Annotated in this window: 19 protein-coding genes and 1 pseudogene; 3 read left to right on the top strand and 17 right to left on the bottom strand. The window is 27.8% G+C overall.

The genetic code is table 11. The annotated features are described in order from the left end of the window. Positions 1-22: 22 nt before the first annotated feature. The 12 genes from LW893_RS06910 to LW893_RS06965 all read right to left on the bottom strand — a co-directional run bounded on the left by LW893_RS06910 (position 23) and on the right by LW893_RS06965 (position 10,570). Positions 23-1,354: a sensor histidine kinase gene (locus LW893_RS06910; RefSeq protein WP_233056545.1), complete on the bottom strand. Its 1,332-nt coding sequence runs from the start codon at positions 1,352-1,354 to the stop codon at positions 23-25. After that, positions 1,351-2,007, bottom strand: a complete 657-nt coding sequence (locus LW893_RS06915) for a response regulator transcription factor (protein WP_233056546.1) — start codon at positions 2,005-2,007, stop codon at positions 1,351-1,353. Before LW893_RS06915 ends, LW893_RS06910 begins: the two co-directional genes overlap by 4 nt. A gap of 116 nt (positions 2,008-2,123) precedes the next feature. Then, positions 2,124-3,503 carry an ABC transporter permease gene (locus tag LW893_RS06920; protein WP_233056547.1) on the bottom strand — a complete coding sequence of 460 codons (1,380 nt, stop codon included), beginning with the start codon at positions 3,501-3,503 and terminating at the stop codon, positions 2,124-2,126. Between the two features lie 10 nt (positions 3,504-3,513). Beyond that, positions 3,514-4,158 carry an ABC transporter ATP-binding protein gene (locus LW893_RS06925; protein WP_233056548.1) on the bottom strand — a complete coding sequence of 215 codons (645 nt, stop codon included), beginning with the start codon at positions 4,156-4,158 and terminating at the stop codon, positions 3,514-3,516. A 9-nt stretch (positions 4,159-4,167) separates the two neighbouring features. Beyond that, positions 4,168-5,448 (bottom strand): ABC transporter permease, encoded by a 1,281-nt coding sequence (locus LW893_RS06930; RefSeq protein ID WP_233056549.1) that lies wholly within the window; start codon positions 5,446-5,448, stop codon positions 4,168-4,170. Between the two features lie 287 nt (positions 5,449-5,735). Beyond that, complete coding sequence (locus tag LW893_RS06935) at positions 5,736-6,722, bottom strand: SIR2 family NAD-dependent protein deacylase (RefSeq protein ID WP_233056550.1); 987 nt, start codon at positions 6,720-6,722, stop codon at positions 5,736-5,738. Continuing rightward, complete coding sequence (locus tag LW893_RS06940; protein ID WP_233056551.1) at positions 6,706-7,503, bottom strand: protein-ADP-ribose hydrolase; 798 nt, start codon at positions 7,501-7,503, stop codon at positions 6,706-6,708. The genes LW893_RS06935 and LW893_RS06940 overlap by 17 nt, the downstream gene beginning before the upstream one ends. 90 nt (positions 7,504-7,593) lie before the next feature. Further along, positions 7,594-8,286 carry a cytochrome c biogenesis CcdA family protein gene (locus LW893_RS06945; RefSeq protein WP_233056552.1) on the bottom strand — a complete coding sequence of 231 codons (693 nt, stop codon included), beginning with the start codon at positions 8,284-8,286 and terminating at the stop codon, positions 7,594-7,596. Then, positions 8,276-8,566: a thioredoxin gene (locus LW893_RS06950; RefSeq protein ID WP_233056553.1), complete on the bottom strand. Its 291-nt coding sequence runs from the start codon at positions 8,564-8,566 to the stop codon at positions 8,276-8,278. Before LW893_RS06950 ends, LW893_RS06945 begins: the two co-directional genes overlap by 11 nt. A gap of 27 nt (positions 8,567-8,593) precedes the next feature. Continuing rightward, positions 8,594-8,878, bottom strand: a complete 285-nt coding sequence (locus LW893_RS06955) for a hypothetical protein (RefSeq protein WP_233056554.1) — start codon at positions 8,876-8,878, stop codon at positions 8,594-8,596. A 354-nt stretch (positions 8,879-9,232) separates the two neighbouring features. Next, a complete protein-coding gene (locus LW893_RS06960; protein WP_233056555.1) occupies positions 9,233-10,018 on the bottom strand; it encodes a PfkB family carbohydrate kinase in 786 nt (261 codons plus the stop codon). After that, the gene (locus LW893_RS06965; RefSeq protein ID WP_233056556.1) at positions 10,019-10,570 is read right to left on the bottom strand and encodes an ECF transporter S component; all 552 of its coding nucleotides are present in this window, start codon (positions 10,568-10,570) and stop codon (positions 10,019-10,021) included. It lies immediately after the preceding gene. 96 nt (positions 10,571-10,666) lie between these two features. Between LW893_RS06965 and LW893_RS06970 the strand changes: the two genes are divergently transcribed. Together LW893_RS06970 and LW893_RS06975 are read left to right on the top strand one after the other, a co-directional pair. Then, positions 10,667-11,989 carry a PLP-dependent aminotransferase family protein gene (locus LW893_RS06970; RefSeq protein WP_233056557.1) on the top strand — a complete coding sequence of 441 codons (1,323 nt, stop codon included), beginning with the start codon at positions 10,667-10,669 and terminating at the stop codon, positions 11,987-11,989. An 8-nt stretch (positions 11,990-11,997) separates the two neighbouring features. Beyond that, entirely contained in the window at positions 11,998-12,402 is a 405-nt protein-coding gene (locus LW893_RS06975; protein WP_233056558.1) for a GNAT family N-acetyltransferase, read from the top strand. A 56-nt stretch (positions 12,403-12,458) separates the two neighbouring features. Here LW893_RS06975 and LW893_RS06980 read toward each other — a convergent pair whose 3' ends face one another. The 5 genes from LW893_RS06980 to pflB all read right to left on the bottom strand — a co-directional run bounded on the left by LW893_RS06980 (position 12,459) and on the right by pflB (position 19,170). After that, positions 12,459-13,886: a carbohydrate-binding domain-containing protein gene (locus tag LW893_RS06980; RefSeq protein WP_233056559.1), complete on the bottom strand. Its 1,428-nt coding sequence runs from the start codon at positions 13,884-13,886 to the stop codon at positions 12,459-12,461. 248 nt (positions 13,887-14,134) lie between these two features. After that, positions 14,135-15,349, bottom strand: coding sequence for a sensor histidine kinase (locus tag LW893_RS06985; RefSeq protein ID WP_233056560.1), 1,215 nt, complete (start codon positions 15,347-15,349; stop codon positions 14,135-14,137). Further along, positions 15,339-16,019: a response regulator transcription factor gene (locus LW893_RS06990; protein ID WP_233056561.1), complete on the bottom strand. Its 681-nt coding sequence runs from the start codon at positions 16,017-16,019 to the stop codon at positions 15,339-15,341. The genes LW893_RS06985 and LW893_RS06990 overlap by 11 nt, the downstream gene beginning before the upstream one ends. A gap of 95 nt (positions 16,020-16,114) precedes the next feature. Further along, positions 16,115-16,843, bottom strand: a complete 729-nt coding sequence (gene pflA, locus LW893_RS06995) for a pyruvate formate-lyase-activating protein (protein WP_233056562.1) — start codon at positions 16,841-16,843, stop codon at positions 16,115-16,117. An 80-nt stretch (positions 16,844-16,923) separates the two neighbouring features. Next, positions 16,924-19,170, bottom strand: coding sequence for a formate C-acetyltransferase (gene pflB / locus LW893_RS07000; RefSeq protein ID WP_233056563.1), 2,247 nt, complete (start codon positions 19,168-19,170; stop codon positions 16,924-16,926). Between the two features lie 775 nt (positions 19,171-19,945). On the opposite strand from pflB, the pseudogene LW893_RS07005 reads away from it, so the two are divergent. Then, positions 19,946-20,172: pseudogene (locus tag LW893_RS07005) on the top strand (transposase); the annotation flags it as partial. Positions 20,173-20,210 lie beyond the last annotated feature (38 nt).

Raw genomic sequence — 20,210 nt, forward strand, 5'->3', positions numbered from 1 at the left:
ACTTTATATTTTTAAGAAAAATTTATTTATCCATATTGCCTGATAGCTCTATCAAAAATACAATTCCTATTTCACTTTTCTCTACTTTGTATTTTATTCCGTAGTTAAATAGAATATTTTTTACAATATACAAGCCTAAACCGTTGCTATTTTCTTTATTTAGACTGAAATTTATTTCAAATATTTTATTAATATCTAAGTCTTCGTTGTCCTTGTATGAATTTTCAATATAAAGCCAATCATCTTTAGTTCCAATGTTGATTACTCCGCCTTCGTCAGAGTATTTTACAGCATTGTTTATTAAGTTAGACAATACAATTTTTAGTGCAGTTATTCCTATATAGATTTTTTCTGTACTTAATTCATTTTTTATCTCTATATTCTTTTGATTTGCAAGTAATTTATACTGTTTAAGCACATCTTCTAATATATCATTTACAACTATTATTTCTTCATCATTTTTCAAATGTTCAAAAGATGAAACAGATAACATCTGTGAAATACTTCTTGTAAGATTGTCAACAATATCAATACAATTTCCTATATATAAGTCTCTGTCCTTGTATTTTCCAATATTGTATTTCATATTTTCTAATATTATTTTCAAACTTGCAAGCGGAGTTTTTAACTCATGTGATGAACCTCTAAAAAAGTCGTATTTCAACTTTTCTAATTTAATTATCTCTTCATTTTTTATTTCTAAATCGTCAATTAATTCTAATAGAGTGCTATATAAATTATTAATATGTTCCTTTAATTCTCCAACTTCATTTGTTGATTTAATCTTCAAATATGCATCTCTATCTAATTTCATCATTTTTTTAGTAACATTTTTTATTTCTTTTATATTATTAGTTATCGCCTTTGCATAGATAAGCGAAACTATAATTGAAAATAGAAATGAAATAGATAATGAATATGGCAAGAATTTAAAACTCAATTCTTTTGCATCTTTATTCATATCAGCAGTAGAAATAAATTGAATTGAAATTTTTTCGCCATTTTTTAATTCGACTTCCCTTTCTTCAATTATTAAGGAATTATTTTCACTTTTTAAGTCAATATTGATGTCATCACCAATCTTAACTTCATTTTCTCTATTTTGTCCTTTTATAAAGACTTTTATATCACTGCTTTTTGAATAAAATTCTAAAGACTGTTCGACAAAATTCAAATCCTGTCCTTTAACATTCTTAGAAATTTCATCAGCTTTTGAATAAAGTTCTTGCTTTCTAGTCTCTAAATAAGTTCTTGGAAAAATAAAAAACACTAACAAATGTATTAAAATAATTACTGTTCCAAGAATCCCAAAAGTTTGTAAGAACATTTTTGGAAATATCTTTAAATTCTTCATTTTCTCTCCAATTTATATCCAACATTTCTGATTGTTACTATACAATCTAAACCTAATTTCTTTCTTAACTCCTTTATATAGACATCAATTACTCTATCAAAAGGAATTTCATCAGTCTCTTTCCAAACATTATCTATTATCTGTGTTCTAGTAAGTGCCTGTCCTTCATTTTCTAATAAATATTTTAAGATTTCAAGTTCTTTTGCATTAATATCAACATCTTCTCCATTTAATTTTGCTGAATAGCTTGTAAAATCCACTTCTGCATTATTATATTCAAATTTTTCATGATTTCCGAAATGTCTTTTAATTAAAGAATCTATTCTAACTTTTAAAACCGGTAATGAAAATGGCTTTTCCATATATCCATCAGCTAAACTTGAAAAAGCATTTATCTTGTATTCCTCATCATTAAAAGCTGTTAGCATTAGAACCGGAAGTTCGCTTTTTTTCCTAATTTCTTTTAAAACCTCTAATCCGTTTAATAACGGAATTTGAATATCTAATATTACTAGATTAATTTCATAACTCTCAAAGTTTTTTAAGGCTTCATGTCCATCTTTTGCTTGAACAATATCATAGCCGAATTCAGATAAGTATTCAGAAATTCCTTCTCTGATAATTTGATCATCTTCGACAACAAGTATTCTCATAGAGCCTCCTTTTTAAAATAAATAACTATAATAAGTATACCATATAAAATAAAAATTATCGATGAAAACATCGATAATTTTTATGGTAAATAATATTATGAAATCGTCCAATTAAACTATTTAGTGTCTATCAATAGATCTTTTGGTTTCTTTCGTAATATATTTAATGAAGATATTGCTAACGCGATTACAAGTATTAATGACATGAATAATACTACATAAAGAAGGGATTTCGGATTAATAGTAACATTCAAACTAGTAAGTGTCTTATTAAATCCATCAACTTCAGCCCCTCCTCCCAATTTAGTTGAAGTTGATTGTTTTGCAATTTGTTTCGCAATACTTCCTGTAACTCTTTTTAAAATACTATTTCCAAGGATTTTTCCTGTATATCCTGCCAAGAAATATGAGCCAATAAATGCTGGTATTGTAACTAAAATTAATTCAATAGCAAATTGTCCAAATATTTTAGTTTTAGACATACCTATTGATAATAGTACTGCAATTTCTTTCTTTCTGGCATTCATCCACAAGAATAATAGTAAAGTAACTACTATACCTGCAAATATTAAGGATCCTGCAAATAGTTGATTTGCAATTGCATAAATACCTGATATTGATTTTTGCAATGCAGGGAAGTTTGAAGAACTCTTAATTAAATTATATGCTCTCCAATTTATATCTAATTTCTTAAGGTCTTTTATAACATCATCTAAGTTTTTATTTCCTTTTACAAAGAAAGTAGCATCTTGGTATGTTGCTGTATCCTCTGTATTTCCATATACTTTTGCTGCAGTATGAATATCTGTAATTATTGTATTTTCATAAAGTTCTTGTGAGTAAGTTACTCCCCCTTTATTATGTCCATCAAAAAGTCCTTTAATTTCTACTTCTACAGTTTCATTTGCACCCTTTTCATTATCTGCATCATAGATATTAGATTTTAATTTAATCTTATCCCCAATTTTTAAATTATTTTTTGCAGCTAAATCTTTATGCATTAGTATTTTATTTTTATCTTCGCTATTTAAATGTTCTCCTTCAACTAGTTTATATACACCTGAAACAAATTTTGTTTCTTTTGTTGAATTATTAACACCTGTTAGCATTACTGTTCTTTTAAAATTTTTCGCCCTTTCAGCAGATTGATTAGCTTCTGTTCCAGGCGCTTCTACGATACTTAAATTATCATCTAAATCAGCAACACTATTTATTCTTTTAACATAATTATCAACATATCCAGAATCAACGATTTTCTTAATATCTTGACCTCTTACATTACCACCACCTCTTGGTGTACCTTGATTTACTCTTCTATTAATCTCCATTGTAAAACTATTTGTAATATTTCCAAAAGTTTCTTCTGAAGCCTTATTTGTAGCATCTTTTATTGACAAACTAATCAAGCTAAGAGTTGACATAGATAAAATAACTAATAATATAATTAAAGATTTTAAACTCTTTCTAGTTACATATGCAAAAGCATTTTTTAACATGGTTTACCTCCTAATTACTTTTCTTAACTTCTTTTAATTTTTTGTTACTAAGTTCTAGTATAATATCAGCTGCACTTGCAACTTCCTTACTATGAGTTACAACTATTACACATTTATTTCTTTCTTTAGCAAGTTTTTTCAAAACATCTATTATTTCTCCAGCTGTTGCTTCATCTAAATTTCCAGTTGGTTCATCAGCTAAAATAACTGGTGCTTCTGATACTAAAGCTCTTGCAATAGCAACTCTTTGTTGTTGACCACCAGAAAGTTTCATAACATTTCTTCTTGTTTGACTTCTATCAAGACCCAATTCAAGTAAAATATCTTCAGATGCCTTATTATTTACAAGTCTAATATTTTCTAAAGGTGATAAATAATCTATTAAGTTATAGTTTTGAAAAACAAGAGAAATATTGTTTTTTCTATGATTGCTATAACCTGTTTTTTCTATATTTTCATTATTAAATAAAATTTCTCCACTATTTGGTTTATCAAGACCAGCCATTAATGAAAGCAATGTTGACTTTCCAGTTCCAGACTTTCCAATAATTGCATAGAATTTACCAAGCTCAAAGCTTTGATTTATTAAAGATAAAACTTTTTCTTTTGAATTCGCATAACTATATGTTACATTTTTTATTTCTAAAGTATTCATTACTTCCTCCTAGCTAATTTGTGATAATATTTCTTTTGGTTTTTTTATTAAAATTAAACCTGATGCAAAAATTACTGATAAAACAATAATTAACAATAAAATTCCATAACTTTGAACAAAAGTTATGGAATTTTCAACACTAAATCCACTGCTTGCAAAACTTGAAGGAATTGATGCAGTATCCTCTGAACTAATCAACCCACCAATAATTTGATTTACAACTATATTTCCAGTTATTAAAGAAACTATAATTGTAGGAATAGAGATAAAAACTAATTCTAAAATAAATTGAGTAATTATTTTAAATTTATTTACTCCAATAGATAACAATATTCCAATTTCATATATTCTTTCTCTTAGCCATAAAATCAAAATCAGCGAAAGAACTACAGAGCCACCAATCATTATTGAATAAGTCATTATTTTAATAATATGCTTAACTCCGCTTAAAGATTCTAACACTTCTTTAAAAGCATTTGAGTCTTTATCAACAGTGTAATTACTCCAATTAACATTAAGTTCCTTAACCTTATTTATTGCATCATCCATTTTTTCAGGAGTATCTGTAAAAAATGTTATCTTATTTACAAGTTCTTTTTCTTCATTATTCAAAGCCTTTTGTGCTGAATCATAATCAGTAAACATCATATTTTCACTCAAGTCAGAAGACAAACCAGTTTGTGTTTCCTGTTTCTTTCCAGTAAAAATACCCACTATTTCAAATTCAGTTTTTTTATTGCTTTTAGACATTTCATTAGTATTAACAAATTCTAAACTAACCTTATCTCCAAGTTTTAAATTGTTATGTTCAGCAAATTCTTCATGAACTAAAATTTTAAACTTATCATTTTTTTCAAGATTTCTTCCCTCTTTAATAGAAAACACTCCACTACTAAACAAAACATCCCTTTTAACATTACTTGTAGATTGAATTGAAACAATATTTTTAAGTTCATTTGGAATATCATCTCTAGTAATTTGTTGACCACTTTCAACAACATTTGCATTATGTAATCTAGCCAATCCCTCATAATGATTAATAGTTTCTGCAATTTCTTTAATATCTTCTATTTTTTTAAACTCATTCCTATCAAAATATCCATTGCCATCTTTTCTAGTTATAGATGAAGAGGAATTTGATGATTTGTATAAAGACTTCTCCATGCTAGTTCCAGATTTTAATATATTTAAACAAGCATATAAACAAGAAAGTACAACTGTTAAAATAATAAAAACAATTAATGTTCTATTCTTTTTTCTTAAAACATATGCCATCGCATTTTTAACCACTATCTTATTTCGCTCCTCTCTTATTACAATGATTTTCTTCGCAAGAGATATTTTAAACTAGATTTATGAAATGTTTATGAAATGAAAAATTTTTTTGATTTTTTAATAATTTTAATAGCGGGAGGCTTTAGGAGATCTCTCCATTTCGCGTTGCTCCAGTCGAGATGACGTGTTGAGGGATTTACTTTGCTTGTTGCTATGACGTGAATTAATATATTTATATTCAGTTTATAAATAACTTTACTTCTTATTTACACAAAAAAAGAATACTCTTTTGAGTATTCTTTTTATTTCATAATTTTCTTTAGTATTTCTCCAATATCTCCATTTATACAAATACTTCTATCTTTTATTTGAGTTGGACAGAATGCTTCATTATAGTTAATACAAGCATATACTGCATTTTTATTTTCAATTGCCATTTGCCAGAAAGGATATTTTATAATTACTGGTGTATTATTTCCAACTCCTAGCTCTAAAAAGAGTATATGTTTATCTTTATATTTTTCAAGAAAATCAGAATATGCTTTAGACGCCCTTTGCCAACCTTCATCCTCTACAAAATAACTATCCACACGAAGATTCATAGTTACATCCGAATCATCGGGACATTTTGGAATTAACTCAGTCGGAATTTTCATTGATATTTCTTTATTATCAGGAACTTCAAAAATACCTTCTTCATTTTTCTTAAAACCTTGAGCTTCTATAGCTTTCAAAACCCACTCTTCGTTATCGTAAGTATTTTGATTTTGTGAATTCACGCTTTGAAATAATCCATAATCACCTTGAGTATAGAAAAGACGTTTTTTATCAAATCCCGCTCTTTGAAATTGATGATCTACATTTGTCGTTATAACAAAATATTCTTTATCCTTTATAATGGAAAACAAATCTCCGTAAACCGGTTTCGGTGGTTCGATATATCTATTAAAATATATATGTCTTGCCCACCAAGCCCATGTTGTTTCTTTATCTGGAAATGGATAAAAGCCACCTGAATACATATCGCTTATTCCAAATTTTTTTGAAAAATCAAAAAAATATTTTTCAAATCTCTCTCCACTATAAGTAAAACCTGCAGAAGTTGAAAGTCCAGCTCCTGCACCTATTACAATTGCATCAGCATTTTTTATTTCATTTTTTAAATTTTCAATTTTTACTTCTTCTAACTCTTCTTGAGACGATATATTTTTTCCAACAGACTTTAATCCCTTAAGTCCAATTTGAATACTTTCTCTATATCCGTCTGTTTTATTATAATTTTCTTTCATAATATTTCTTATCCTCATCTTTGAAAACATTAAAAATAATTCTATCCATTGCCATTGGATGCTCTTTAACCCATTTTTTTGTTGTATCAATTGCGATTTCTGCTGCTCTTTCTTTTGGAAATCTAAATTCACCTGTTGATATACAACAAAATGCTACACTTTTAAGTCCATTTTCCAAACACATATCCAAAGTTCTTCCATAACAGTCAGCTAAATCTTTTTCCAAATCTTCTGTAAGCTCTCCATAAACGATAGGCCCAACAATATGAATTACTTTTTTTGAAGGTAGATTGTATGCATCAGTAAGCATTGGAATAGCCGTTGGCTGTTTGTAATCCTCTCCATATTTTTTCTTAAGTTCCTTCATCTTTTCATTACATTCAGCTCTTAGTTGTATTCCTGAGAAAGTGTGTATTTGATTATCAATACATAGATGCATTGGAGCCCAACACCCAAGCATTATTGAATTTGCGGCATTAACTATTGCATCAACCTTGAGTCTTGTAATATCTCCCTGCCATATAGAAAAAATATCTTTTATAATAGGAATATCTTTTAACTCTACAATTCCCTTTTCTTCTGCACAAAATTTTAAAAATTCATCTTGAACTTTTAAAACCTCATCATCCATTTTTCTTGGAATACGGATATTCATAAGAGAACGCAAAATAATTTTCTTTTGACTTTCGTCCTCAGGAATTGGTATATGTTTATAATCGTCTGACTCAGCTATAAATGCTTTTACTAAATAATCCAACATTTGTTCTTTATTTTTATTCATATAATCACTCTCTTATTTTTAATTGTTAATACTATTATACTACTTTTGAAAATAAAAAGAAGAACATAAATGTTCTTCTTAAAATTTTTATTAAAATCCTAGATATAGGAAATATAATCCGATTAGTAAAATAATTATTCCAAAAACTATTTTTACAATATCTGAAATTTTCCCATAAGATTTATTTGACATCACTTTACCAACAAATCCTGTACTTGTTCCTGCAACAATAACTAAAATACTATTTCCTATTGAATAAAGTAAGAATAATAACACTCCCCAAAGCAAACTTCCTTTTGAAGCAACAATTGCAAGTAAAGCAACTAAAATCGGTGTTGAACAAGGGCTAGAAAATAATCCCGCCATTATTCCAACAATCAAAGCTCCAACATAGCCTGTCTTTTTGCTTTTATTAGTCAAAATTTTACTTGGAATTACATTTATTACTTCCCAAGTTTGTAATGCCATTAAAATCATTACAGTTCCTAGAAATAAATTCCAAAATTGTCCTGATTGATTGAAAATTTTACTTAACAATGCCGCTAAAACTCCAAGTGTTGTATAAGTTATAGCCATACCGATTGCAAATACAACGGAAGTTTTAAAAGCTCTTTTTGTATCATCTTCTTTTGTGCCAGTCATATATCCAATAACTAATGGAATTGAAGCAAGTGAGCATGGTGAAATAGAAGTAAGTATCCCTCCAAGTAAAGCTAAAATTGGAGCAAAGATACTAAATGATTTTAAACCATTACCTATTAAGCTCTCTAAATTATTTAGCATTTTTTAACATCTCCTCAATAACTGCCTTTAAATCTTCGTATTGAACAACTCCCTCTGAACCACCTAATTTTAATTCTCCAGATTTTCTATCTTCATAAGCAACATAGTTAATTCTTGATTCTAATTCTTCTGGGCTTTTAAATGGTGTTCCATCTGCATTAAAGTAAAATAATGTAGGTGTTACTCTTATAGGGAATTGTGACGTAAAGTCCATTTCTTTTCTAATATTAATAGTTTGTATAATTACTCTATCTTTATATTCTTCTCTTAGTTTTTCCAAAACCTTATGCTGTATAGTACAAGCATGTCAACCATCTTGGCTAAAATCTAAAATCATTACTTTCTTTTGACTTTTTAAACTTTCCAAAGTAAGTTTTTCATTTGACTTAGACTCATTTTTTGTTTCTTCCTTTTTGCTAGAGTCATTATTTGTACTTGATTCTTTTTTAGAATCTGTATTTTTATTTTGGTTTTCAGTAACTGTATTATTACTTGTGTTTTCATCTTTATTTTTTACAAAGAAATTTTTGAAAACAAAAAGACCTATAACTAATACAAGTACTGCACCAAGTGCAATAATTTTCTTTTTCATAGTTCTCTCTCCTATTCTATATTATTTTCAATATACCCTTTAATTAAAATAAATAATCATAATCAAAAAGAAGAATGACAATTTAATTGCAAAATACTTTTAATTTAGTTCAATTGTCCCTGATAATCTTATTAGATTGTTTAATAATTATGGTGCTTAGGAGATTTCCAGAGTCGTTGTACTCAATGACTCCGTCAGACCTACTTTTGTTTTCAAGCAAACAAAGTTAGGACTAGATTCACTACGCTCAAGATGACGTGTTAGGGGCTTTTCTCTACATTGTGCTATGACGTGAAACTTTTTATTCCCCTAACCTTTTCTATAATTTTTGGAGTTTTTGAAATAAAAAATAGGCTATAAGCCTATTTTAAAATTTTCTAATTTAATTTCATTTAAACCTTCAAATTTTTCTTGATTTTTTATATTTTCATATAATAAATCTTGAATTTTATCAATTGATTTTTCTAAATTTTCATTTTTTAATAACTCATTTGTTACTAGAGATGAGAAAGCATCTCCCGTTCCAGAAATCTTTACTTCAATCTTATCTTTTTCAAACCATTTTGAAGTTTTTTCTGAAAGATAAAATGTGTTTAGCTTGTTATTTTCTTCAAAACTTTTAATTAAAACTTGTTTTGAACCCATTTTTTTTAATTTTTTCGCTATTTCTTCCACATCTTCTCTTTTGATTTCAGAAAAGTTTTTATCATAATCTGTAAGCAAAATTGCTTCTGTAAGGTTTGGAGTTACTACTTCCGTATATTTTAAAAATTCTCTATAAAATTCAATTTGTTCAACTTTTGTACCTGAATATTTTGCTCCATTATCTCCAAGTATTGGATCTAAAATTACTTTTCCTTTAAAATTTTGCAAAATTTCTTTTATAAATTTAAAATATTTCTTATTATCGATAAATCCAATATAAATTGCGTCAACATCTTTAATTTCAAAAACTTTTTTTGTTACTTCTTCAAAATTTGGCAAATCAAAGCTAATGTAATCTTTATAGCTCATATTTGATGAAAATATTTTTGTTGGAACTCCAAATACTTCATGTCCATTTTGTGTAAGAACTGAAATGTTAACTTTTAAAGCACAATTTCCAACACAACAATAGTCATTTAGAACTAAAATTTTCATCTATCTTAAAGCCTTTTTTAATATTGGTTGTAATGCTTGTACTAAAACTACTGCAATTATTACACCTGCGATAGCATTTGTTGTTGAAGCTCCTAGTCTTTGTAATCCTTTTGCAATTGCTCCTGCTTGTGGTAAGCCCTTAACATAAATATCAGTAATATAACTCTTTGAAAGATATAAAATTACATAAGTAACAGCTCCTACTATTGAGCCTATTATATTTTTATTTAAATTTTCAGCTTTTGCTCCATGTGAATAAGCAATTTTTCCACAGATGAAAGCCATTAAAAATTTGAATGCAAATGTAAATGGTGCAGAAGGTAAATAAACAGGATTAAAAAGGTCAAAAAGTGCAGAGCCAAAACCTGCTGCAAGTCCACCTGTTACTGGTCCTAATATTAAACCACATAATAAGCAAAATCCATTTCCAATATGTATTCTAGTTTCACTTCCGCCAAGAGGTATACGAATTTGGATTTGTGATGCGACAAATACTAATGCTGCCATTACTCCTATTAATGTTATTTTCTTTATGTTTAGTTTGTTTTCCATATAAAACACTCCTTTGATTATTTTGTTCAAATATAGTATAATACATTTATTGATACTATTTGTAGTATCAAAATAATCTTTTTTTATGGTGCCAGAATGTTAATATTAAATAATGGAGTTCTCTATATTCAGATTTATGAATATTTTAAAAATGAGATAATAAACAGAACTTATAAAGCTCATACAAAGCTTCCTAGTAAGAGAAATTTAGCAAAGGAATATAAAATTTCACTAAATACTGTGGATAATGCCTATTCAAAACTAATAGAAGAAGGCTTTATTTACTCTAAAGAAAGACAGGGATTTTTTGTTTCTGATGTTGGAGAGCTTTATATTTTAGACAATAAACCAATTTATATAAAAACAGAAAATGAAAATATAGACTATGACTTTTCATATAGTGGTGTAAGCGAAGAATTTCCTTACAAGATATTTAAAAAAATCTCTTCAAATATTTTTGATAATAAAGACGTATTAGAAAAAGTTGAATATCAAGGATATCTTCCTCTTAGAATTCAAATAGCTGAATATCTAAACAAATCAAGAGGTTTTAGGACTGATGCTTCTCAAATAGTTATTTCAAGTGGTTCAGAATACCTTTTTCAAATTATTTTCGAATTAATTTCTGGAAAATTTGGAATTGAAGATCCAGGTTATAGTATGCTTTCAAATATAATGGATACAAATGATATTAAGTATAATCTTATTTCTGTTGATGAAAATGGAATGGATTTAAAAAAATTGAAAAAATCAGACTCGGATTTTTGTGTTCTAACACCTGCACATCAGTTTCCAACTGGAGTTATAATGAATATGCAAAGACGTGTTGAGCTTTTAAATATGAAAAAGATAAAATACATAATAGAAGATGATTATGATAGTGAGTTCAAATATTCAAAAAGACCAGTCCCTGCTTTAAAATCAATTGATATCAATGATAAAGTAATATATATTGGCTCTTTTTCAAAGTCAATTTCTCCTAGTTTTAGAGTAAGTTTTATGGTTTTACCTTTTGATTTAGTCGAAAAATATAATAGGATTTTTAAATATTTTATATGTCCTGTTTCAATTATGGTTCAAAAAATGCTAACAACTTTTATAGAGTCTGGAGAATTTGAAAAACATTTAAATAGAATGAGAAAAATTTATTCCAAAAAAAGACAATTACTAATGGATATGCTAAGCGAAAGAAAAGATATTACAATAAGAGGTGCAGATGCTGGACTTCATTTAGTTTTAGAGTATCCAAAACATTATAATGAAGAAGATATTGTGAAAAAAGCAAAAGAAAAAAAGATAAAAGTCTATGGACTTAGCTCATACGGAACAAAAAGAGAAATTCCTTCGATTTTATTAGGTTTTGCAACACTTAGTGACGAAAAACTAAGAGATGGAATTAAATTGCTTTTAGAAATTTAGGAGGATTTATGGAATTAAGAGAATTTGATTTTAATGAATATTTAGAAGATATTAAGAGAATTTATAAATCAGCAAATTGGTTGGCATATCTAAAAGATGACGAAAAACTAAATAGAGCTTTTAAAAATTCAATTTATCTTTTAGGTGCTTTTGAACAGAATAAATTAATTGGCTTTATTCGCTGTTTAGGAGATGGTGAACATATAGTTATTGTTCAAGATTTGATTGTAGATTCCGACTATTACAGACAGAGAATTGGAACAAATCTATTTAAGGCAGTTTCTGAAAAATATAAAGATGTCAGGTCTTTTTGTCTTTTTACGGATATTCATGATATTAGAGATAATGAATTTTATAAATCTCTTGGAATGGTAAAAATTGAAGAAAGAGAAATTGTTTCATATATTAGATAAAAATAAAAGCTGTGAGTAATCACAGCTTTTTTTAAAATCATCAGTTATTTTTTAGTCTAATATTTTTCATTAACTTTGGCAGATTTGTAATTTAATTTGTCTAAGAAAACATCCAAAGTCTGATCTCCTGCCACTAATTTATATCTTTTATTTAGTCTAAAATCTTTTGTACTTAGTATAACACTTTTATATTCAGAAGTTGGCTTATATTCAATTAAGGTTCTTCCAAAGTCATCTATTAATTTTAAATTTTCTTTGGTGCTTTCTGGAAAATACAGTAAAACACTTCCTTGAGTTGATAAATCTCCAAAAGATTTAATTTTTGAATCACCGCCAATTCCAACAAATGTTCCACCTGTTATTTTTGCATTACCCTCATATTTAATCGCTGAATTTTCATTATTTGAACTTTCAACAAAAGTTTCTCCACCTTCAATAGAGATGTCTCCCTTTGAATTTAGTCCATTTTTTTCAGAAAAGACATTAACTTTTCCACCATTTATTCTTATATATAAAGTGTCTGTTTCGGTATCTTCTTTGCTACTAGCTAAAACTCCATCATCTTTCGAAACAACTCTTGTGTTTCCGCCTCTTATGTCTATGTTTTCACTTTCAATACCATTATCTTTACTTTTTATATTTATATTACCGTTATTTATAGTAATATTGGAATTTGAATTAATTCCATCTTTTCCGGCAAAAATATCAAAATCTCCATTTTGAATATACACTCTACCTTTATTTTCTTCTCCGTCAACTTTTAAAGCAGTTCCATTATCTCCAGCTTTGATATAATATTTTCCATCAGCTATTGCAACGGAATTTTTAGAAGTTACAGAATTACCTGAAGTTTCAAGTGCATATTTCCCATCTACAAAGACAACTTTATCTTGAGATACAATTCCTCTTCCATAAGATGAGAAAAGATTTAAAATACCTGTACCATTAAAACTTAAATCACTATTTGAAAAAATAACCGAATCCTTATTTTTATTTTTACCAAAATCACCCTTTAGTTCTAATTTATTATTAGTATTTGATGCAAGAGTTATAATAGTTTTACTAGCATTTTTTACTAAAATGGGACTTCCCTTTGAAGAAGTTATAGAAACTTCTTTTAATACCAGTCTAACTTTATCTTCATCCTTTGCATTAACTATAATTTGTCCTTCTTCAAGCACTCCAGTTAGAATGTAAGTTCCTTCCGAAGAGATTGTAATTATATTTCCAGATATACTAACATTTTCTGCTTTTAAATTATAAATATCACTTAAATCTAAAATTGTACTATTTTTTTCATCAACAATCGCATTATAATCATCATCGGTAAAAATATTTGACTTTGAATTTGACTTGGTTGTATTTATTTTCATATTTTGCATTGACTGTGGTTTTGAATTACTTGCATTTTTGCTACAAGCGACCAAAGAACCTGACAGTATTGCTAAACTAAATAATTCAACTACCAATTTATTAGCCCTCATATTTCCTCCTTATTTTTTATACAAAAAATAATTTTATTCTTTTGTGTAAATACATTTTACTTAAGCAACCTTTAATTAACCTTAAATATATTTTTACTTAAAAATATTTTGAATAAAATATGATGAATAAAGAAAACACCTTTGTTTAATCAAAAAAGGAAAAGTAATTATAAAAAACTTTTTTAAATATATAAAAAAAAGAGCTATTAATTTAATAATAACTCTAATACATTCTTAATTTTAAATTTTTAAAATTTAACTGAAAAAATAATCTTTTTCCCGTCAAAACTATCTGCTGAAATTCTTCCTCTATGCTTTAAAACTATTGATTGAGCAATTGATAGTCCAATTCCATAACCACCAGTTTTACTATTTCTAGAACTATCTGATCTGTAAAATCTTTCAAAAAGCACATTATAGTTTTTAATTTCTAAATTATCTGCTTCATTTTCAATTGTAAAGACAATTCTCCTGTTTTGTCTTGAAAGATTAACATTTATATCACTATTCTCTTTAGCATATTTAATAGAATTATCTAGTAGAATATATATAACTTTTCTAATTAATTCTTCATTTCCCTTAAAAGAAATTCCTTTTTCAATATTTGCAACAATATTCTTATTCAAACTTAAAGCATAATCTTTAACATCAGTTACAGATTCACTTAATATATCAGAAAAAGAAAATTCAAATTTTTCTAATTCATCTGATTCATCAAGTTTAGTAAGTGAAATTAAATTACCAATAAGTTCATTTAATCTATTTACCTGTTTATGTATATTACCTGTCCATTTACATTCGCCATTTTCCATTTCAAGTACATCTGCACTCGTTTTTATTATTGCCAATGGAGTCTTTAGCTCATGACTTGCATCTGTAATAAAAGCATTTTGTTTTTTATACGCTTGAACCATTGGTCTAACAGCTTTTTTTGATAAAAGAAATGAAAATAATGCAACAAGAAATAAAACAACAATACCAATAATTATACTATTTCCTAGGTTTGAATAAATAACACCATAATCTTTTACAACATCTACAAAGGCAATAAGTTTTCCCTTACCTGTATCTTCAATTAAATATTTGAACCCTTTATAGAAACCTTTACTTTGACCTTTTGATAGAACAGTTTTCGCATATTCAACCGCTTCTTGAGCACTTGTAAAAAATACATCATCAGTATTAACAGTTATAATATTTTTTTGAACATCTGTTCTAACTGTAAAAAATCTATTTGAAATATTTTTTAAATATAATACTCTTTGATCATAATCGCTATTTTCAACCATTGCAATTTTTGGCATAACACCATTATTTTCAGCCAAAGTTTTTAATAATTCATCTGAATTTCTATTCAAATTATAAAAAATAGCAAAATTTACAAATCCAATAATTATTACAGTTACAATTGAAATAATACCAACTGAAAAATAGATAAACTTCTTCCTAAGTTTATTTTCCATTTATCTCCTCCAAAGAATATCCAACATTTCTTGTTACTTTTATTTCTACATCAGCTTCCATTTTTGCAAGTTTTTTTCTAAGATATGAGATGTAAACCCAAACAACACTTATATCTGAATCTGTATCATATCCCCAAATTTTATCCATAAAAGTATCTGCTGGAATTATATTTGAAGGTGTTAACATTAGCATTTCTAACATTTGAAATTCCTTATTTGTAAGTTTAAAACTTTCTTTTTTAGAAGATAATTCAAAAGTTGTTCTATTCAAAGTAATATTTCCAAATGTTAAAACATTATCTGTAACATTGTCTTTTCTTCTTGTTATCGCTCTAAGTCTTGCAAGAAGTTCCTTAACTTCAAATGGCTTAGTAAGATAATCATCAGCTCCACTATCAAGTCCAATAATCTTATCATCAAGCTGTGATTTTGCTGTAAGCATAATTACTGGAATACTATTTCCATTTTCTCTAATTGTCTTTAAAACTGTTATTCCATCAACTTTTGGCATCATTATATCTAAAATAACGGCATCATAATTTTCAGCTTCTAAATAATTAAGTGCTTCTTCTCCGTCATAAACAACATCAACAGAATATTTATTTCCTTTTAAAATAGTACTTAGACCATCTGCCAAATCTATTTCATCTTCACAAATTAAAATTCTCATAAAATCACCCCGTGTTTTTATCTATACTATAACAGTATAACCTTAAAATAAATTAAAATCAAGTAAAAAAATCACTCGATTGAGTGATTTTAAAATTATATTAATTTTAATTTACTTCTTACATAACTTTCAAGCATAGCTGCTTTTTCTTTATTCATTGCAGGAACATCTTTAAGTTGATATTCTTTTCCGATTTCTTTGTATTTTTCAACACCCATAACATGATATGGTAGTATTTCAACTCTTCCAATTTTATCCTTGTACGGTTCAATTATCTCAACAAGTTTATCCATAGATTCCTTATTATCCGTAAAACCTGGAACCATAACATGTCTAAACCAGATTTTACCATTAAAATACTTATCAATATATTCTAAGAATTTATAAAAACCATCAATTTTTTGTTTTACCATTTCTATATAACCTTGATTAGAAAAACTTTTTACATCTAGTAAAATTGTATCTGTATTTTCTAAAATTTCCTTAAAATACTTTTCATTTCCATATCCACTAGTATCAATACAAGTATTAAATCCATTTTCTTTTAATAGTTTTAGACTTTCTGCAAGAAATTCTCCTTGTAAAAGAGGTTCTCCTCCTGAAAAAGTTACTCCTCCATTACCTCTATAATATGTTTTGTATCTCATAGCTTTAGACAGCACAAAGTCAGGCGTTATCTCCGTACCGCCTTGCAATGCTTGAGTATCAGGGTTATGACAGTAAAGACATCTTAAAGGACAACCTTGTAAAAAGAAAATTGTTCTTATGCCCGGTCCGTCAACAAGCCCCATTGTTTCAATTGAATGCAACCTGCCTATTACCATAAAATCACCTTTTTAAAAATAATGTAGAAAAAACAAAGCAGGACATCCTGCTTTGTTTTATTTATCTAATTAGCAACTTATTAACAACCTTCATGGAATGTTCTGTGAATTACTTCCATTTGTTGTTCTTTAGTTAATCTGTTAAATCTAACTGCATATCCAGAAACACGAATTGTTAAGTTTGGATATTTTTCTGGATGTTCATAAGCGTCCATTAATGTCGCTCTATCAAGTACGTTAACATTCAAATGGAATGCTAATTGTTCAAAATAACCGTCCATCAAGTTTGTTAAATTAACTTTTCTTTCATCTTCACTCTTTCCTAATGCTGTTGGAACTATTGAGAATGTATTTGAAATACCGTCTTGACAACATCCTGCAAAAGGAATTTTTGCAACTGAGTTAAGTGATGCAATTGCACCTGTCTTATCTCTTCCATGCATTGGGTTAGCTCCTGGTGCGAATGGTTCGCCTTTCTTTCTTCCGTCAGGAGTTGTTCCAGTTTTCTTACCATAAACTACGTTTGAAGTTATAGTTAAGATTGAAAGTGTATGTTCAGAATTTCTGTAAGTAGGAGTTTTTCTAAGTTCATTCATGAATCCTTCGATAACTTCTACTGCTAATGAGTCAACTCTGTCATCATCATTTCCATAAGTTGGGAAATCTCCTTCAATTTCAAAATCAATAGCTAATCCATTTTCATCTCTTATTGGTTTAACTTTTGCATATTTAATTGCACTTAATGAGTCAGCTACGATTGAAATACCAGCTACACCAAATGCCATATATCTATGAACAAATGTATCATGTAAAGCCATTTGTCCAGCTTCATAAGCATATTTATCATGCATGTAGTGAATTGTATTCATTGTATTTACATAAAGTTTTGCAACTTTTTCTAAAACTAGTTTGTAGTTAGCATAAACTTTGTCAAAATCTAAAACTTCATCTTTAATTGGTTCAATACCATCTAAAACTTTGATTAAAGAACCATCTTTTGCTCTCTTCATTTCATCTACACCACCGTTAATAGCGTAAAGAAGTGATTTTGCAAGATTTGCTCTAGCTCCAAAGAATTGCATTTGTTTACCAATTACCATTGAAGATACACAACAAGCTATTGCATAGTCATCTCCATGAACTGGTCTCATTGCATCATCATTTTCATATTGTAATGAACCTGTTTGAATACTCATTTTTGAGCAATAATTTTTCCAGCCTTCTGGTAAATCTAAACTCCAAAGAACAGTCATATTTGGTTCTGGTGAAGAGTCTAAATTAGTTAAAGTGTGTAAAATTCTAAAAGCTGTCTTAGTAACTAATGTTCTACCATCAATTCCCATACCACCTAGAGATTCAGTAACCCAAGTAGGATCTCCAGCGAATAAATCATCATATTCAGGAGTTCTTAAATGTCTCATCATTCTAAGTTTCATAACGAATTGATCGATTAATTCTTGAGCTTCACTTTCTGTTAAAGTTCCTTCATCAATATCTCTCTTGATGTAGATATCTAAGAAACCACCATTTCTACCAAGGCTCATTGCAGCTCCATTATTTTCTTTAACAGCTGCTAAGTAAGCAAAGTATAACCATTGAATAGCTTCTTTAGCATTTTTAGCTGGAACAGAAATATCATATCCATATTCCAAAGCCATTTTCTTCATTTCATCTAAAGCTCTGTATTGTTCAGAAAGTTCTTCTCTAAGTCTAATTATATCTTCTGAAGCTAATTCACTCTCTAATTTTTTGAATTCATTTAATTTATCTTCTCTTAATCTATCAATTCCATAAAGAGCAACTCTTCTGTAATCTCCTATAATTCTTCCACGTCCATAAGCATCTGGAAGACCTGTTAAAAGACCAACTGTTCTAGCTTTTCTCATTTGAGAAGTATAAGCGTCAAATACTCCTTGGTTATGAGTTTTTCTGAATTCATTGAAATATTTTTCAATTGTTGGATCCATCTTTAATCCATAAGCATCTAAAGAGTTAGTAACCATTCTGTATCCGCCGTAAGGATTTACGATTCTCTTCATTGGTTCGTTAGTTTGAAAACCTACGATTAATTCATTTTCTTTATCTAAATATCCAGCTGGAAAATTGTTAATTCCAGAAACTCTTGTAGTATCAACTTTAACAGTTTTTGTTCTAACTTCTTCTAAAATTAAGTCTTCAGCTTTTTTCCATAAGTTTTTAGTTCTTTCTGTTGGTTCAGCTAAGAAACTTTCATCTCCTTCATAAGGTGTATAATTTAGTTGAATGAAATCTCTAGTGTCGATATTTTCACTCCAGTTTCCTTTTTTAAAACCTCTCCATGCGTCCATAAAATCATCTCCTCTATTTTTTCATTATGTAAATATTTTTGGTTTCTATATAAATAGTATATACCCAACATAAGTTTCAGTCAGTGATTAAAATCACAAAAACAAATATTTTTATGGTTTTTTCAAACATTTTCATATATTTTCTTTAATTTCAATAAAATTATATAAATATAGCTAAAAACCTAAAAAGTTTAGATTAAATAATTTTTGCATATCGTTTTCATAAAAAAGCAAAAATATATTGATGTTTTTAACAATTATGCTATATCACAATATAGTAAACGGAATATATTTATTGCTAAAATGAAGATTTAATTGTAATATAAATTTTTGTACAGATAATTTATCATATTAAGTGCAACAAAAAACTCATAGAGAATCTATGTTAAAATATAGGTGATTAAACTAACAATTAACAGTAGGATTACTCTATGGGTTACAAACATATTACCATATTTGAAAGAAGTTGTATATACCAATTTTTAAATTTAGGAATGAGTATAAGGTAAATAGCAAAAGCAATTAAGAGGTATCCTAGTACAATTTCAAGAGAAATTAATAGAAACAAAATTAAAACTAATAATAAAAATTCATCTTTTAAGAGGTATTTTCCAATAGTCGCTCAAAAGAAATATGAAAAAAGAAGAATAGAATATAAAAGAAATTCTAAATTTGATCACAATTCGATAAAATATATAGAAGCCAAAATATTATAACAATGGTCTCCAGAACAAATATATCAAGGGAGTAGTTTAGAAAATGTTAAAACCACATCAACTTCCACTTTGAGCATGATTTTTCACATCTACAAAAGATTATGTCCTGGGACGAGTACTCCTTTACTAAGGGAAAGATGATCTTTATTGCTCAAGATTTTGAAAAGCTAAATATCATCACTGTTCTTGAGGGCAGAACACAAGCGTTATCCGAAATCACTTTATTAGATACGATAGAGCTATTCGCTGTCAGGTGAAAATTATTATTATGGATGGGTTTAGTCCTTGAAAATTTTAAAACTAGAATTCTCATTGCTTTGAATA

The organism is Parvimonas micra (assembly GCF_021300775.1).
GTDB lineage: Bacteria > Bacillota > Clostridia > Tissierellales > Peptoniphilaceae > Parvimonas.

Coding starts and splice junctions, on each gene's coding strand:
- LW893_RS06910 (WP_233056545.1), bottom strand. CDS start 1,354: ATGAAGAATTTAAAGATATTTCCAAAAATGTTCTTACAAACTTTTGGG.
- LW893_RS06915 (WP_233056546.1), bottom strand. CDS start 2,007: ATGAGAATACTTGTTGTCGAAGATGATCAAATTATCAGAGAAGGAATT.
- LW893_RS06920 (WP_233056547.1), bottom strand. CDS start 3,503: ATGTTAAAAAATGCTTTTGCATATGTAACTAGAAAGAGTTTAAAATCT.
- LW893_RS06925 (WP_233056548.1), bottom strand. CDS start 4,158: ATGAATACTTTAGAAATAAAAAATGTAACATATAGTTATGCGAATTCA.
- LW893_RS06935 (WP_233056550.1), bottom strand. CDS start 6,722: ATGAAAGAAAATTATAATAAAACAGACGGATATAGAGAAAGTATTCAA.
- LW893_RS06940 (WP_233056551.1), bottom strand. CDS start 7,503: ATGAATAAAAATAAAGAACAAATGTTGGATTATTTAGTAAAAGCATTT.
- LW893_RS06945 (WP_233056552.1), bottom strand. CDS start 8,286: ATGCTAAATAATTTAGAGAGCTTAATAGGTAATGGTTTAAAATCATTT.
- LW893_RS06955 (WP_233056554.1), bottom strand. CDS start 8,878: ATGAAAAAGAAAATTATTGCACTTGGTGCAGTACTTGTATTAGTTATA.
- LW893_RS06960 (WP_233056555.1), bottom strand. CDS start 10,018: ATGAAAATTTTAGTTCTAAATGACTATTGTTGTGTTGGAAATTGTGCT.
- LW893_RS06965 (WP_233056556.1), bottom strand. CDS start 10,570: ATGGAAAACAAACTAAACATAAAGAAAATAACATTAATAGGAGTAATG.
- LW893_RS06970 (WP_233056557.1), top strand. CDS start 10,667: ATGTTAATATTAAATAATGGAGTTCTCTATATTCAGATTTATGAATAT.
- LW893_RS06975 (WP_233056558.1), top strand. CDS start 11,998: ATGGAATTAAGAGAATTTGATTTTAATGAATATTTAGAAGATATTAAG.
- LW893_RS06980 (WP_233056559.1), bottom strand. CDS start 13,886: ATGAGGGCTAATAAATTGGTAGTTGAATTATTTAGTTTAGCAATACTG.
- LW893_RS06985 (WP_233056560.1), bottom strand. CDS start 15,349: ATGGAAAATAAACTTAGGAAGAAGTTTATCTATTTTTCAGTTGGTATT.
- LW893_RS06990 (WP_233056561.1), bottom strand. CDS start 16,019: ATGAGAATTTTAATTTGTGAAGATGAAATAGATTTGGCAGATGGTCTA.
- pflA (WP_233056562.1), bottom strand. CDS start 16,843: ATGGTAATAGGCAGGTTGCATTCAATTGAAACAATGGGGCTTGTTGAC.
- pflB (WP_233056563.1), bottom strand. CDS start 19,170: ATGGACGCATGGAGAGGTTTTAAAAAAGGAAACTGGAGTGAAAATATC.